The following is a 12,719-nucleotide window of genomic DNA, read 5'->3' on the forward strand; positions in this document are numbered from 1 at the left end:
CGTTTCAACTTTCTGGGGTAGTCCCGGGCGAACCGTCGGGAGCGACGGCCGAGCGGCGGCGTCGGACGGCCGCACCGGAGCGACCGCGTCGGGTCGCGGCCCCGGGACAGTACGCTTTTCTTCCGCAACCGCGTTCTCCGGGTGTGCCTCTGGAGACGCCGGTGCGGATCGTTCGGGAGCTCGCCGGGCGCGGCTACAACGCCGAACAGACGGCGGTGACTCTCATCGCGGGCGCCGACGACCCGGCGCGCGCGCTCGAACGGGTCGTCGACGCGGCCGACGACGACGCGCTCCGGATCACGGCCGAGGACGTCCGGGCGGCGCTCGTCGACGGGACCGCGGCCGCGCCGTCTCCGGATCCAGAACACCCCTCTACTTCTGGTGGAATCGAAGACGAAAATCGACAGACAGAGTCAGATATCGATTCGGAAAATAGTCCAGTAGAAGCAGAGGTTTCTGAGGAGATGGAATCGGCGGCACGGGACGGGAGCGCGGTCGGGCCGACCGATGACACCGGTGGGTCGGATGCGACGAGCGCCGCCGACACCGGTGCGTCCGGTGCGACGGGCGCTGCCGACACCGGGAACGCGCCGAGCGCCGCAGACGCCGCGGGCCGGACGGTCGACCCGTCGCTCCGTTCGCTGGAGGTGAGCGGCGACATCACGGGCCAGAGCACTGGCACGGGCGAGTACGGGGACTTCGTGAAGGTGTTCCGGGACCGCTACGAGAAGCTCTCCAAGCAGCTCCGGGGGCGGGTGAACCACCGCCCCGCCGAGGCGATCCAGTCGATGAACGGCGGCAGCGACGCGGCGATGATCGGCCTCGTCAACGACATCCGGTCGACGAAGAGCGGCCACTGGCTCGTCGAGCTCGAAGACACCACGGGGACCTTCCCGTGTCTGGTGATGAAGGACCGCGACTTCGCCGGCCTCGTCGACGAGCTCCTCTTAGACGAGTGCATCGCCGTCGGGGGGACGCTCTCGGACGACGCGGGGATCATGTTCGTCGACTCGCTGTACTTCCCGGACGTCCCCCGGACGTACTCGCCGAACACCGCCGACCGTGAGGTCCAGGCCGCGCTGATCTCGGACGTCCACGTCGGCAGCGAGGAGTTCGAGGCCGACGCCTGGGGCCGCTTCGCCGACTGGCTCCACACCGAGGAGGCCGCGCGCGTGGAGTACCTCCTCATCGCGGGCGACATGGTCGAGGGCGTCGGCGTCTACCCCGGCCAGGACGAGGAACTCGACATCGTCGACATCTACGAGCAGTACGAGGCCTTCTCGGAGCACCTCAAGGACGTCCCCGGCGACATCGAGATCCTGATGATCCCCGGGAACCACGACGCCGTCCGGCTCGCCGAGCCCCAGCCCGGCTTCGACGAGCGCCTGCGGGACATCATGACCGCCCACGACGCCCGGATCACGGGTAATCCCTCCTTGGTGACCGTCGAGGGCGTGAAGATCCAGATGTACCACGGCGTCTCCCTCGACGAGGTGATCGCCGAACTGCCCGAGGAGAAGGCCAGCTACGACGACCCGCACAAGGCGATGTACCAGCTCCTGAAGAAGCGCCACGTCGCGCCGCAGTTCGGCGGGAAGACCCGGCTCGCGCCCGAGGAGAAGGACTACCTTGTGATGGAGGAGGTCCCGGACGTCTTCCACACCGGCCACGTCCACAAGCTCGGCTGGGGGAAGTACCACAACGTCCTGGCCGTCAACTCCGGCTGCTGGCAGGCCCAGACCGACTTCCAGAAGTCCGTCAACATCGACCCAGACGTGGGCTACGCGCCGATCCTCGACCTCGACACGCTGGACATGACCGTGCGGAAGTTCTCATAGTCGACCGGTGGTGTCCCGTCAGTCGCCGTCGGGGCGGAACCGATACCGGGTCGTCGGCTCGCCGTCGAACCGCGGTCCCGGCCCGACGGGGTCGAAGCCGGCGGCCCTGGCGGCGGCCTCGGCGTCCTCGTCCGAGCGGGTGACCACGTACTCGACGTCGAATCCCTCGTTGACGGCGAAGCGGATCGGCTCGGCGAGCAGTCGCTCTGCGACCCCCTCGTCGCCGGCCAGCTGGGTCACGTGGACCGTGCCGTCGCGGACGTCGAAGGCGACGAACCCGAGGACGGCCTCCTCGTTGCCCTCGGCGACGTCCGCGTTCGGTCCCGCCGCCGACTCGTCGGCGACCGCGAGGCGGACCGTCCGGTCGTGGACGACGTTCCGGAGCGCGTCCGCGGGGAGGTCCACGATGGATCCGAGCGTCTCGGCGTCGGCTTCGACGGCGTCCCGGATCGTGACGTCCATACCTCGATATTCGGCCGGAGGAACTTAAACGGACGCCGCGGACCGAACCGCGGCGAGGCCGCGGTGTGCCGAGGGAGTCGGGCCGAACGTGTAGGAGGACAGAAATTCGGCAACCGTTGGGCCGGGAGACAAGATTTTACACTACCCCACGCAATCCCTCGACAATGACAACGCACCACTCGCAGTTCCAGGGCCGAGCAGGGGAGGACCGACCGTGCGCGTAGTCGCGAAGTTCGGCGGCACCTCGCTGGGGAGCGGCGACCGGATCAACCGCGCCGCCGACTCCATCGCCGCCGCCGTCGAGGAGGGCCACGAGATCGCCGTCGTCGCGAGCGCGATGGGGAGCACGACCGACGACCTCCTCGACGAGATCGAGTTCGAGGCCGACGACCGCGACCGCGCGGAGATCGTCTCGATGGGCGAGCGGACCAGCGTCCGGATGCTCAAGGCCGCGCTCGCGGCGCGCGGCGTCGACGCGATGTTCGTCGAGCCCGGCTCCGACGAGTGGCCGGTCATCACGAACGACCTCGGCGAGGTCGACGTCGAGGAGACACAGCGCCGCGCGGCCGCCCTCGCCGAGGACCTCGACGGCGTCGTCCCGGTCGTCACGGGCTTTCTCGCACAGAACCACGAGGGCGAGATCACCACGCTCGGCCGCGGCGGCTCGGACACCACGGCCGTGATGCTCGGCCGGTATATGGATGCCGACGAGGTCGTGATCGTGACCGACGTCGAGGGCGTGATGACCGGCGACCCCCACGTCGTCGAGGGCGCGCGCAACGTCGGCCGGATCACCGTCGACGAGCTCCGGAACCTCTCGTTCCGCGGCGCCGAGGTGGTCGCGCCGTCGGCGCTGACCTACAAGCACGGCGGCCTCGACGTCCGGGTCGTCCACTACCAGCACGGCGACCTCCTCACCGGCGGGACGCTCATCGAGGGCGAGTTCGAGAACCTCATCGACATGCAGGACGAGCCGCTGGCGTGTCTCACCGTCGCCGGCCGGGCGATCCGGAACAGCCCGGGCATCCTCGCGGACCTCTCGCAGGCGCTCCGGAACGCCGACATCAACATCGACGCCGTCGCCTCCGGGATGGACTCGATCACGTTCTACGTCGGCGAGGATCGCGCCGAGGAGGCCGAGAACCTCCTGCACTCGAAGGTCGTCGACGACCAGACGCTCTCGTCGGTGACGGTCGACGACGACGTCGCCGTCATCCGCGTGACGGGCGGCGAACTGCCGAACCGGCCGGGCGTCATCCTCGACATCGTCCAGCCGATCTCCGAGGCCGGCATCAACATCCACGACGTGATCACCTCCGCGACGTCGGTGGCGATCTTCGTCGCGTGGGACGACAGGGAAGAGACGCTCGAAATCGTCCAAGAGGAGTTCTGACGCGATTCCCAGCCGCGCGACCTGCCGCCGCGCGTGCTCACCGCCCCTCGTAGAGCCGTTCGCCGATCCGGTCCGGGAGCCCCGCCTCCGTGACGGCGTCCGCCACGCGGTCGACGTCGTACTCGACGCGCCGCTCCTCGACCGCGAGGTCGTCGAGATCGACGAGCGCGTACGCCGCCCGCGGGTCGCCGTCGCGGGGCTGTCCGACGCTACCGGGGTTCATCACGATCCCCTCGTCGAAGACCTCGTGGCCCTGGACGTGGGTGTGGCCGGTCACGAGGACGTCTTCGGACCCGAGCATCCGCGCCGAGAACTCCTCGGGGTAGGTGTAGCGGTCGGGATCGTCCGGGTGGCCGTGGACGAGTTTTATTCGGTCATCGAGGACCGTCCGGTCGTCGGGGAGGTCCGCGAGCCACGCGAGCGCGTCGTCGTCGAGCTCCTCGCGGGCGTAGTCGACACCGGCGGCCGCCATCGAGTTGAAGCGGAACGCCGTGCCCGAGGCGACCGCGCGGTCGTGGTTGCCCATCACCGTCGGGATCGCCCGCTCGCGGACGGTCGCGACGCATTCGGCGGGCCAGGGGTTGTAGCCGACGACGTCGCCCGCGCAGACGACGGCGTCGACCGGCGGGAGGTCCTCGAAGACCGCATCGAGCGCGACTTTGTTCGCGTGGACGTCGGAGATGACCGCGACCTGCATACGCGAGCGTACGAGAGGAAGCGGCAAAAGGGTGGGTCCGCCGGCGGCGGGACGGCGGCGGCAGAGCGCGCCCGAGCCCGGTCCGCGCAGGCGTCCCGGGCGGGGTCTCGGGAAATCCCCGGGGCGTCCCGTCAGTCGCCGTTGTGGAAGCCGACGGCGACGTCGCCGCCGTCGTAGGTGACGCCCGCGGCGCAGACGGCGTGTTCGTAGTCGAGGTCGTAGGCGCGCCGGGCGATCTCGGCGGGGTCCTCCGAGGCGTCGCCGGCGAAGTCGATGGGGGTCGGCTCGTCCTCCTCGTAGGTGGCGACGAGGGTCGGCTCGGCGACCGATTCGACGACGAGCGCGTCCCGGCGGACGATGCCGACGTAGGAATCGTCGCCGACGACGCCCGCGACGCGCGGGGTGTCGTAGTCGTCCTTCTCGTAGTCGAGCGCCAAGAGGGCGGTCGCGAGCGCGTCGCGAGCGGGGTAGCCGAGGTCGAGCTTCTCGGCGATCGGATCGACGTGGGAGCCGTTGCCGACGACGACCGCGTCGCCGCCCTCGCGGACGCAGTTGTAGGAAACGTAGGGGTTGTCGTTCTCCGGCGTGTCGGGCGTCGGGCCGACTGTGAGCGTGCCGTCCCGGTCTGCGATCCGGCGGTTGGGGAACGAGCGGGAGGAGACGCGGTAGGCGCCGAAGTCGGGCGCGACGATCACGAACCGTCCGATGTACATACACGAACGTGGTCAAGAGGCCGGTAAATAGGTGATGGAATGTACACGAAAGCGCTGGTCGGACGGCGACCGGCCTCCGCGAACGCCGCCGGTACCGCCTCTGCCGCCTGCGCCGCCGATGGCACCAACATTCTTGACTCCGCCTGTCAACGGTTCGAACCGATGCCCTCCGCACCATCCACCGAACCGACCGGCGGCGGCACCGCCGATACGACGACCGAATCGGTCCCCGCAGCGATCGACACCTCGCGGCTCGCGACGTTCTTCGGCACGCTCCTCGCGCTCGTGGTCGGCTTCGTCGTCGCCGCCCGCGTCGCGAGCGTCCGGCTCGTCGCCGTCGCACCGGTGTATATGTTCACGCCCCTCGTCGCCGCCGCGGTCACGATGCTCCGGAGCGACGTCTCGCTCGACGAGATCGGCGGGCGGATCGGCCGCCTCCGCTGGTACCTCGCCGCCGCGGTGGCGGCCCTCGCGCTCGTCGTCGTCGCGCTCGGGGTGGCGGTGGCGATGCCCGGGGTGGCGTTCGACCCGACGGCGGATCCGACGCCCGGCATCGGACTCCCGTCCGGAGCCGTCGGGGTCGTCGCGGTCGCCGGCCTGGTCCTCGGACTCGGAATGACCGTCAACGCGGCCTTCGCGCTGGGCGAGGAGGCGGGCTGGCGGGGCTATCTGCTCTGGGAGCTCGCGCCGCTGGGGTTCTGGCGGGCGAGCGCCCTGATCGGCGTCTGCTGGGGGCTCTGGCACGCGCCGGTGATCCTCGACGGCTACAACTACCCGTCGTTCCCGCTGGTCGGCGTCCTCGCGATGACGGCCGCGACGGTGGCGTTCTCGCCGCTCTACACCTACGTCTGCCTCCGGGCGCGGTCGGTGCTGGCCGCGGCCGCCTTCCACGGCGTCTTCAACGCCGCCGCGGGGATCGTCACCGCCTACGCGGCTGCGGAGACGACGCTCCTCGACGAACTGGTGGCGAGTCCCGTCGGCCTCGGCGGCATCGCGGCCTTCGGGCTCGCGACGGCGGCGCTGGCGGCCGTCGGTACTCCCGAGTTGTCGCGGTCGGCTCTCGGCGGCGAGCGCTCCGAGTCCGACGGGTCGACGCGGGGGTGAACACCCCGTCGAGGCCGGGGTTCGCCGCCCGCGGGACCCGACTTCGCAACACTCATATGGAGCCACGGGCTACGAACGGTTGCGCAGTCCCATGGGGTAGTGGCCAATCCTGAAGCCTTCTGGGGGCTTCGACCCAGGTTCGAATCCTGGTGGGACTACTTCTCGTATCCTCGTGCCCGATAGCGACATCCGACCGCCGCAATCTCCACCTGAAACGAAGGGGTTGGAGGGTTCGCTCGGGTCGGGAGCGCTACTTCTCGACGACCAACAGCGCCACCCGTTCGAGGACCAGCGCCTCGACGTCGCCGTCGACGGCGTCAAGTTCCGCGTCGGTGATCCCGAAGAACTCGCGGACGCGGTCGGGGTCGTAGTCGCCGAGCGTCGGCTCGGAGCGGTCGAGGATCCGCGAGCGGACCGCCTCCGCCGCCTCCGTCTCGTCGCCGCCGTCGACGAGGATGACGGCGCGGTTCGGCCCCTCGTCGACGCCGAGTTCGAGCGCGTCGGTGATCTGTCGACGTCCCGCGGCGTACAGCAGGATCTCGACGGCGCGGTCGCGGGCGACGTTCTCGCCGCGTTCGATCGCCCTGTCGGCCAGCTCCACCGCGCGTTCGAGGTGGCGGCGGCTCACGACGTAGCGGGCGTCGAACGCCTGGACCGTCGCGCCCGTGTCGCCGGCGACGTCGGCCAGCGCGGCGACGAACGCGTCGACGTCGTCGACGGCGACGACGCCCTCGACGAGCCTCATCGCTCCCTCCCGCTCATCCGAAATCACCCAGGCTGGACTGCGCTTCCGGGTCGCCGTCGGCGTCGTCCGAGTCGGTCGGGGACGTCGACGACGGATCGAGGGACGTCGACGCGTCGCCCGCACCCTCGGAGACGTCGTCCATCGAGGGATCCTGCCGGCCCACGTTTTCGAGGATGCGCTCGGCGGTCTTCCGGCGGCCGCGGAGGGCGCGGAGGACCGTCGACTTATCGGCCTCGCGGAGGTCCGCGCGGGTCTCGACCCCGGCCTCGTAGAGCCGGCGGGCGCGCTTGCGGCCGACGTTGCGGACGCCCGCCAGATCGAGCAGGTCCTCGCGGACGCCGTACTGGACGCGCTTTTTGACCTCGCGGACCGGGACGGCGGGGAGTCCGACCTCGCCCGCGAGCCGTTCGGCCGCGCCCAGCAGCCACTCGGCGGTCTCGACCTTGCCGCGGATGTCGCCGGGGCCGACGCCGTAGCGCTCCGTGATCCGGTCCTCGTCGACCTCCCTGGCCCAGTCTTCGAGCATCCGCGCCGTCTTCAGCGCCGAGAGCCACTCCTCGAAGCGGACGTCCTCGTACTCGGAGGGCGTCCGCCCCAACAGCTCGGCCTCGCGCTCGTAGCAGACCTCGGTGTACTCCTCGCGGTCGCCGGATTTCAGGTAGAGCTGGTACATATCCGGCGTGCGCGAGACGAGGTGGAAGAGCCCGAGCGCCGTCGGGTAGGTGATGTCCGAGTCGTCGGCGGAGTCGCCGGCCGCGTCGGCGTCTGCGTCGTCGCTCGACTCTTCGGCCGATCCCGACGCCAGTTCGCTGGCCCGCTGGAAGCCCGAGTCGGCCGCGGCGTCTTCGCCTTCGGACGCCGAGCGTGCCGAGCCGCCGTCCCCGAGCGCCCGCACCATCTCGCCGCGGTTGGCGTCGGCCCACTCCAGGCCGTCGATGATCTCGGCGGCGGTCATCGGATCCAGGTACAGTTGCGAGACCGTGTGGCCGATGCCCGTCGCAGTGAGCGTGCCGTCCTCGCGCTCTATGAAGCCGTTGCGGTCGAGGTACGCGAGGACGTCGTCGGTCACTCGCTCCAGGCGACCCGACTCGTCGGTCTGGGTCGCATAGAGCGTCCGGTCCAGGAACTCCAGCAGTTCGTCCCGGGTGTGGGCGAAGCCGGACGCGACCGTCGCGAGCGCGTGCGTCCGCAGCGCGGGCTCGGCGGCGAGCTTCGAGCGGACGGGCTCGGGATCGGCCCAGATGTACCGCTCGAACAGCTCGTCTCTGGTCTCCGAATTCTTCGCGAGCAGGACGGCCTCGCCGTAGGGATCCAAGCCCGGCCGGCCGGCCCGACCCATCATCTGGTGGACTTCGAGGACGTCGAGCGGCTTCATCCCGCCGAACTCGCCGTCGTAGCGCCGCCAGTCGCGGACGATCACCCGCCGGCTGGGCGTGTTGACGCCGGCGGCGAGCGTCGGCGTCGCCGACACGCACTTGACGAGGCGGTCGCGGAAGGCCTCCTCGACGAGCGAGCGGTGCTCGGGCGCGAGGCCGGCGTGGTGGAACGCCGCGCCCTTCGCGACGCAGTCCGCGAGCGTGTCGCTCGTTTCGGCGTCGGAGACGTCCCTGATCTCGGTCGCGAGCTCGGCGAGTCGGCCGCGCTCGTCGTCGGTGAGGTGGGTCGCCGTGACGTCCTTGAGGCGCTTTGCCGCCGCCTCGGCGTTCCGCCGGGAGTTCACGAACACGAGCGAGGAGCCCTGGTCGTCGCCGTCGGCGCCGTCGTCCCCGGCCAGGGCGTCGTCGACGAGCGCGGCCGTGGGGCGTTCGCCGGAGCCGACGGGGACCTCGCGCTGGCTCCCGTCGTCGAAGGTGATCGCGTTCCCGTAGTGGACGCCCATCCGGAGGTCGATCGGCCGCCACGCCGACTCGACGAGCTCGGCGTCGAGCCACTCGGCGACGACGTCGGCGTTGCCGACAGTGGCCGAGAGGGCGACGATCTGGAGGCCGGGGTTCAGCGTCCGCAGTTTCCCGAGCGTGACCTCCAGGGTGGGGCCGCGCTCGGCGTCGTCGACGAGGTGGACCTCGTCGGCGACGACGCAGGTCAGGTCGTCGATCCAGCCCGCGCCGTTGCGGACCAGGGAGTCGACCTTCTCGGAGGTCGCGACGACGATGTCGCGGGAGGCGAGCCACTCGCCGTCGGAGTCGTAGTTGCCCGTCGAGACGCCGACGTCGAAGCCGTACGCTTCCCAGCGCTCGAACTCGACCTTCTTCTCTGAGGCGAGCGCGCGGAGGGGGACGATGTAGAGCGCTTTCCCCCCGCGGGCGACGCTCGAAAGCATCGCGAGCTCCGCGATCAGCGTCTTGCCCGAGGCGGTCGGGACGGCGGCGACGAGGCTCTCGCCGCGGGTCACGCCGGCCTCGACGGCCTCGGCCTGGGGCGGGTACAGCTCCTCGATCCCTTCCTCGCGGAGGTGGTCGGCGACCCCCGCTGGCAGTTCGGGCACGTCCGCCGGGTGCATCTACCCCGGCTACGCCGTTCTCGCGTTTAAATTGTCGGAGACCGATCGGCCGACGTCTCCGGTGCCATACCCAGAGGCGTCGTCAGGGATATGTGTCCCGTCGCCGAACGGGAGGTATGAAGATCCGCTTCGACCGGGACACGTGCATCGGGATGTTCCAGTGCGTCGACGAGTGGGACGCCTTCGAGAAGAACCTCGACACGGGGAAGGCCGACCTCGCCGGCGCCGACGAGGTCGACGACGACGTCTTCGAGCTGGAGGTCCCCGACGACGCGGAGCTGGACGCGGAGTTCGCCGCCCGGGCGTGTCCCGTCGACGCGATCGAGCTGTACGACGGCGACGAGCAGGTGGTGTGAGGCCGGCCGCGGGCGAACGGGCCGCCGCGGTACCGGACCAGCACAATCGTTATATACGATGCTGGAGAGTTACTCCATTTGAGGGAACTATGAGCCACCGAAGTCGCGATGGGAACCTCTCGGAGTGGGCGGACCTCGTCGGCGCCTCCCTGCCGGACTCCGTAGAGGACGCCGACGACGCGAACGGTCGGTCGGACGCCGTCCGGGGCGGCGAGGCCGCCGACGCGTTCGGCTACGAGTTCGGGTCGGACGCGGATCGGTGATCCCCGACCGATCGCTCGGTCCGCGATCCGGGTAGCTATCGGCCCCGAGACGTCGCTTTTCACTTTCACTCCCGCCGGCGAACCCTTAACAGCGACCGCGCCCAATCGGGCGTGATGGCGGCCACCGACGACCCCGCGTACGTCGATCACCCCCTCCTGAACCCCGGGTTCATCGAGCGGCGCCGGTACCAGCTCGAACTCGCGGGCACCGCGCGGAACGCCCACACCCTCGTCTGTCTCCCGACCGGGCTCGGCAAGACGACGGTGAGCCTGCTCGTGACGGCCGACCGGCTCGACGAGCACGGCGGCACGGCGCTCTTTCTCGCGCCCACGAAGCCGCTCGTCCAGCAGCACGCGGAGTTCTACCGCGAGGCGCTCGCGATCCCCGACGAGGAGATCGTCGTCTTCACCGGCGAGATCAGCCCCGACGACCGGGCCGAGGCCTGGGACGACGCGCGGGTCGTCGTCGCGACGCCGCAGGTCGTCGAGAACGACCTCGTCGGCAGCCGGATCTCCCTCGCGGAGGTCACCCACCTCACCTTCGACGAGTGCCACCGCGCGACCGGCGACTACGCCTACGTTTACATCGCCGAGCGCTACCACGAAGACGCCGAAACGCCGCTCGTGACCGGGATGAGCGCCTCCCCCGGCGGGGACGAGGACGCGATCCTGACGGTGTGTCGGAACCTCGGGATCACCGAGGTCGAGGTGATGACCGAAGACGACGCCGACGTCGACGAGTACACCCACGACACCTCCGTCGAGTGGGAGCGGATCGAGCTCCCCGACGAGATCCTGCAGATCAGAGACGCCCTCAACGAGGTGATCAAGGACCGCCTCCAGAAGCTGAAGCAGCTGGGGGTGACGAACACGACCCAGCCCGACGTCTCCCAAAAGCAGCTGAATCAGATGCGCGGGAAGCTCCAGGAGCTGATGAACGCCGACAAGTCGGAGGGGTACAAGGGGATGTCCACCCACGCGGAGGTGATGAAGCTCCGGCGGGCGGTCGAGCTCGTCGAGACCCAGTCGGTCGAGTCCGTCCGCAGGTACTTCGAGCGCCAGCGCAACGCCGCGCGCTCGTCGGGCGCGTCGAAGGCGAGCCAGCGGCTCGTCGCCGAGCCCCGAGTGCGAGAGGCGATGAAGCTCGCGGAGTCCTTCGACGGGACGCACCCGAAGTTCTCGCGTGCGAGGATCCTGCTGGCCCAGACGCTCGGCATCGAGGGCGGCGAGCGCGTGATCGTCTTCACGGAGTCCCGCGACACCGCCGAAGCGCTGACGGAGTTCCTCTCGGCGTCGTTCGCGGTGGAGAAGTTCGTCGGCCAGGGCGACAAGGAGAGCTCCGAGGGGATGACCCAGAAGGAGCAACAGGAGACCCTCGACGCGTTCCGAAACGGAGAGTTCGAGGTGCTCGTCTCGACCTCGGTCGCCGAGGAGGGCCTGGACGTCCCCGAAGTCGATCTCGTGTGCTTCTTCGAGCCGGTGCCGACCGCGATCCGGTCGATCCAGCGGAAGGGTCGGACCGGTCGGCAGGCCGAGGGCCGGGTCGTCGTGCTCCTGGCCGAAGACACCCGCGACGAGGCGTACTTCTGGATCTCGCGCCGGCGCGAGAAGGAGATGGAGTCCGAACTCCGGGAGCTCAAGAGCGTCGCGGGCGACATCGAGTCCGAACTCAATCCGCCGCAGGGGGCGCTGGACGCGTACGAGAGTGCGGCCGAGGGCGAGCCGGAAGACGCGAACGGCGGATCGACGACGGACGCCGAGCCGAGCGGCGGATCCGCGGCGGACGCCGCCGAAAGCGACGGCGGCACCGAATCGGCCGCGGGCGCTCAGACCGACGGCCAGGCGGGGCTGACGGACTTCGGCGCCACCGACGAGGAGATCGAGCGGGCGCGGGGAGACGAGAACGTCGACGGCGAGGCCGGCGACGACGAAGCCGACGAGTCCGACAAATCCGACGACTCGGAGGGAATCGTCGCGACCGCCGGCGACGACGCCGACGAGACCGAGATCGTCGTCGACCAGCGCGAGCTCGACGCCGCGATCGCGAAGGACCTCTCGAAGCGCGACGGCGTCCGCACCCGCCTGGAGACGCTGGCGGTCGGCGACTACGTCCTCTCCGATCGCGTCGCGGTCGAGCGGAAGTCCGTCAGCGACTTCCTCGACACCCTCTTGGACGGCGAGCGCTCGCTGTTCGAGCAGATCGGCGACCTCGCCCGCGCGTACGCACGTCCCGTGTTGATCGTCGAGGGCGACGGCCTCTACGAGGAGCGGAACGTCCACCCCGGCGCGATCCGGGGCGCGCTCGCGTCGCTGGCGGTCGATTTCGACGTGAGCGTCCTCCGGACCAGAGACGAGGACGACACCGCCGAACTCCTCCTGACGATCGCCGAGCGCGAGCAGGGCGAGCGCGACCGGACGGTGAGCGTCCACGGCGAGAAGAGCGCGAAGACGCTCGCCGAACAGCAGGAGTACGTCGTCTCGTCGATCGCCGACATCGGCCCCGTGACCGCCCAGTCGCTCCTACAGGAGTTCGGGACCGTCGAGGGCGTGATGACCGCGCGCGAGGACGACCTCCGGGAGGTCGACGGCGTCGGCGAGGTGACGGCCGAGCGGATCCGCGAGGTCGTCGGCAGCGACTACGAGTAGCG

General features: G+C 70.1%; 11 protein-coding genes and 1 tRNA gene. 7 read left to right on the forward strand and 5 right to left on the reverse strand.

Going from position 1 to position 12,719, the window contains the following annotated elements; translation table 11 throughout:
- Window positions 1–143: 143 nt before the first annotated feature.
- The gene (locus tag OS889_RS02000) at window positions 144–1,838 is read left to right on the forward strand and encodes a DNA-directed DNA polymerase II small subunit (RefSeq protein WP_372386818.1); all 1,695 of its coding nucleotides are present in this window, start codon (window positions 144–146) and stop codon (window positions 1,836–1,838) included.
- Between the two features lie 18 nt (window positions 1,839–1,856).
- Here OS889_RS02000 and OS889_RS02005 read toward each other — a convergent pair whose 3' ends face one another.
- Window positions 1,857–2,300, reverse strand: coding sequence for a hypothetical protein (locus tag OS889_RS02005; protein WP_372386820.1), 444 nt, complete (start codon window positions 2,298–2,300; stop codon window positions 1,857–1,859).
- A gap of 214 nt (window positions 2,301–2,514) precedes the next feature.
- Here OS889_RS02005 and OS889_RS02010 point away from each other — a divergent pair, with 214 nt between their 5' ends.
- The gene (locus tag OS889_RS02010) at window positions 2,515–3,693 is read left to right on the forward strand and encodes an aspartate kinase (protein ID WP_372386822.1); all 1,179 of its coding nucleotides are present in this window, start codon (window positions 2,515–2,517) and stop codon (window positions 3,691–3,693) included.
- A 37-nt stretch (window positions 3,694–3,730) separates the two neighbouring features.
- Here the strand turns inward: OS889_RS02010 and OS889_RS02015 are convergent, their stop codons facing one another.
- Both OS889_RS02015 and OS889_RS02020 read right to left on the reverse strand, forming a co-directional pair.
- The gene (locus OS889_RS02015; RefSeq protein WP_372386824.1) at window positions 3,731–4,390 is read right to left on the reverse strand and encodes a metallophosphoesterase family protein; all 660 of its coding nucleotides are present in this window, start codon (window positions 4,388–4,390) and stop codon (window positions 3,731–3,733) included.
- A 131-nt stretch (window positions 4,391–4,521) separates the two neighbouring features.
- A complete protein-coding gene (locus tag OS889_RS02020) occupies window positions 4,522–5,103 on the reverse strand; it encodes an IMP cyclohydrolase (protein ID WP_372386826.1) in 582 nt (193 codons plus the stop codon).
- A gap of 162 nt (window positions 5,104–5,265) precedes the next feature.
- On the opposite strand from OS889_RS02020, the gene OS889_RS02025 reads away from it, so the two are divergent.
- Both OS889_RS02025 and OS889_RS02030 read left to right on the forward strand, forming a co-directional pair.
- Window positions 5,266–6,207, forward strand: coding sequence for a CPBP family intramembrane glutamic endopeptidase (locus OS889_RS02025; RefSeq protein WP_372386827.1), 942 nt, complete (start codon window positions 5,266–5,268; stop codon window positions 6,205–6,207).
- An 85-nt stretch (window positions 6,208–6,292) separates the two neighbouring features.
- Window positions 6,293–6,365: transfer RNA gene (locus OS889_RS02030), tRNA-Gln, on the forward strand.
- A 92-nt stretch (window positions 6,366–6,457) separates the two neighbouring features.
- Here the strand turns inward: OS889_RS02030 and cgi121 are convergent.
- Window positions 6,458–6,952 (reverse strand): KEOPS complex subunit Cgi121, encoded by a 495-nt coding sequence (gene cgi121, locus OS889_RS02035; protein WP_372386829.1) that lies wholly within the window; start codon window positions 6,950–6,952, stop codon window positions 6,458–6,460.
- 13 nt (window positions 6,953–6,965) lie between these two features.
- A complete protein-coding gene (locus OS889_RS02040) occupies window positions 6,966–9,452 on the reverse strand; it encodes an ATP-dependent DNA helicase (protein WP_372386831.1) in 2,487 nt (828 codons plus the stop codon).
- 116 nt (window positions 9,453–9,568) lie between these two features.
- Here OS889_RS02040 and OS889_RS02045 point away from each other — a divergent pair, with 116 nt between their 5' ends.
- The 3 genes from OS889_RS02045 (at window position 9,569) to OS889_RS02055 (ending at window position 12,717) form a co-directional block, all read left to right on the forward strand.
- The gene (locus OS889_RS02045; RefSeq protein ID WP_372386833.1) at window positions 9,569–9,808 is read left to right on the forward strand and encodes a ferredoxin; all 240 of its coding nucleotides are present in this window, start codon (window positions 9,569–9,571) and stop codon (window positions 9,806–9,808) included.
- Window positions 9,809–9,897: 89 nt separating this feature from the next.
- Window positions 9,898–10,071, forward strand: a complete 174-nt coding sequence (locus OS889_RS02050; protein WP_372386834.1) for a hypothetical protein — start codon at window positions 9,898–9,900, stop codon at window positions 10,069–10,071.
- A 114-nt stretch (window positions 10,072–10,185) separates the two neighbouring features.
- The gene (locus OS889_RS02055) at window positions 10,186–12,717 is read left to right on the forward strand and encodes a DEAD/DEAH box helicase (RefSeq protein WP_372386836.1); all 2,532 of its coding nucleotides are present in this window, start codon (window positions 10,186–10,188) and stop codon (window positions 12,715–12,717) included.
- The last annotated feature ends 2 nt before the right edge of the window (window positions 12,718–12,719 follow it).

The sequence above is a fragment of the Halobellus sp. MBLA0158 genome (assembly GCF_041477585.1).
GTDB lineage: Archaea > Halobacteriota > Halobacteria > Halobacteriales > Haloferacaceae > Haloquadratum > Haloquadratum rubicundus.

Bases quoted from the DNA above. Each gene is read 5' to 3' on its own strand.
- OS889_RS02005 (WP_372386820.1), bottom strand. From the start codon at position 2,300: ATGGACGTCACGATCCGGGACGCCGTCGAAGCCGACGCCGAGACGCTC.
- OS889_RS02015 (WP_372386824.1), bottom strand. From the start codon at position 4,390: ATGCAGGTCGCGGTCATCTCCGACGTCCACGCGAACAAAGTCGCGCTC.
- OS889_RS02020 (WP_372386826.1), bottom strand. From the start codon at position 5,103: ATGTACATCGGACGGTTCGTGATCGTCGCGCCCGACTTCGGCGCCTAC.
- OS889_RS02025 (WP_372386827.1), top strand. From the start codon at position 5,266: ATGCCCTCCGCACCATCCACCGAACCGACCGGCGGCGGCACCGCCGAT.
- cgi121 (WP_372386829.1), bottom strand. From the start codon at position 6,952: ATGAGGCTCGTCGAGGGCGTCGTCGCCGTCGACGACGTCGACGCGTTC.
- OS889_RS02040 (WP_372386831.1), bottom strand. From the start codon at position 9,452: ATGCACCCGGCGGACGTGCCCGAACTGCCAGCGGGGGTCGCCGACCAC.
- OS889_RS02045 (WP_372386833.1), top strand. From the start codon at position 9,569: ATGAAGATCCGCTTCGACCGGGACACGTGCATCGGGATGTTCCAGTGC.
- OS889_RS02050 (WP_372386834.1), top strand. From the start codon at position 9,898: ATGAGCCACCGAAGTCGCGATGGGAACCTCTCGGAGTGGGCGGACCTC.
- OS889_RS02055 (WP_372386836.1), top strand. From the start codon at position 10,186: ATGGCGGCCACCGACGACCCCGCGTACGTCGATCACCCCCTCCTGAAC.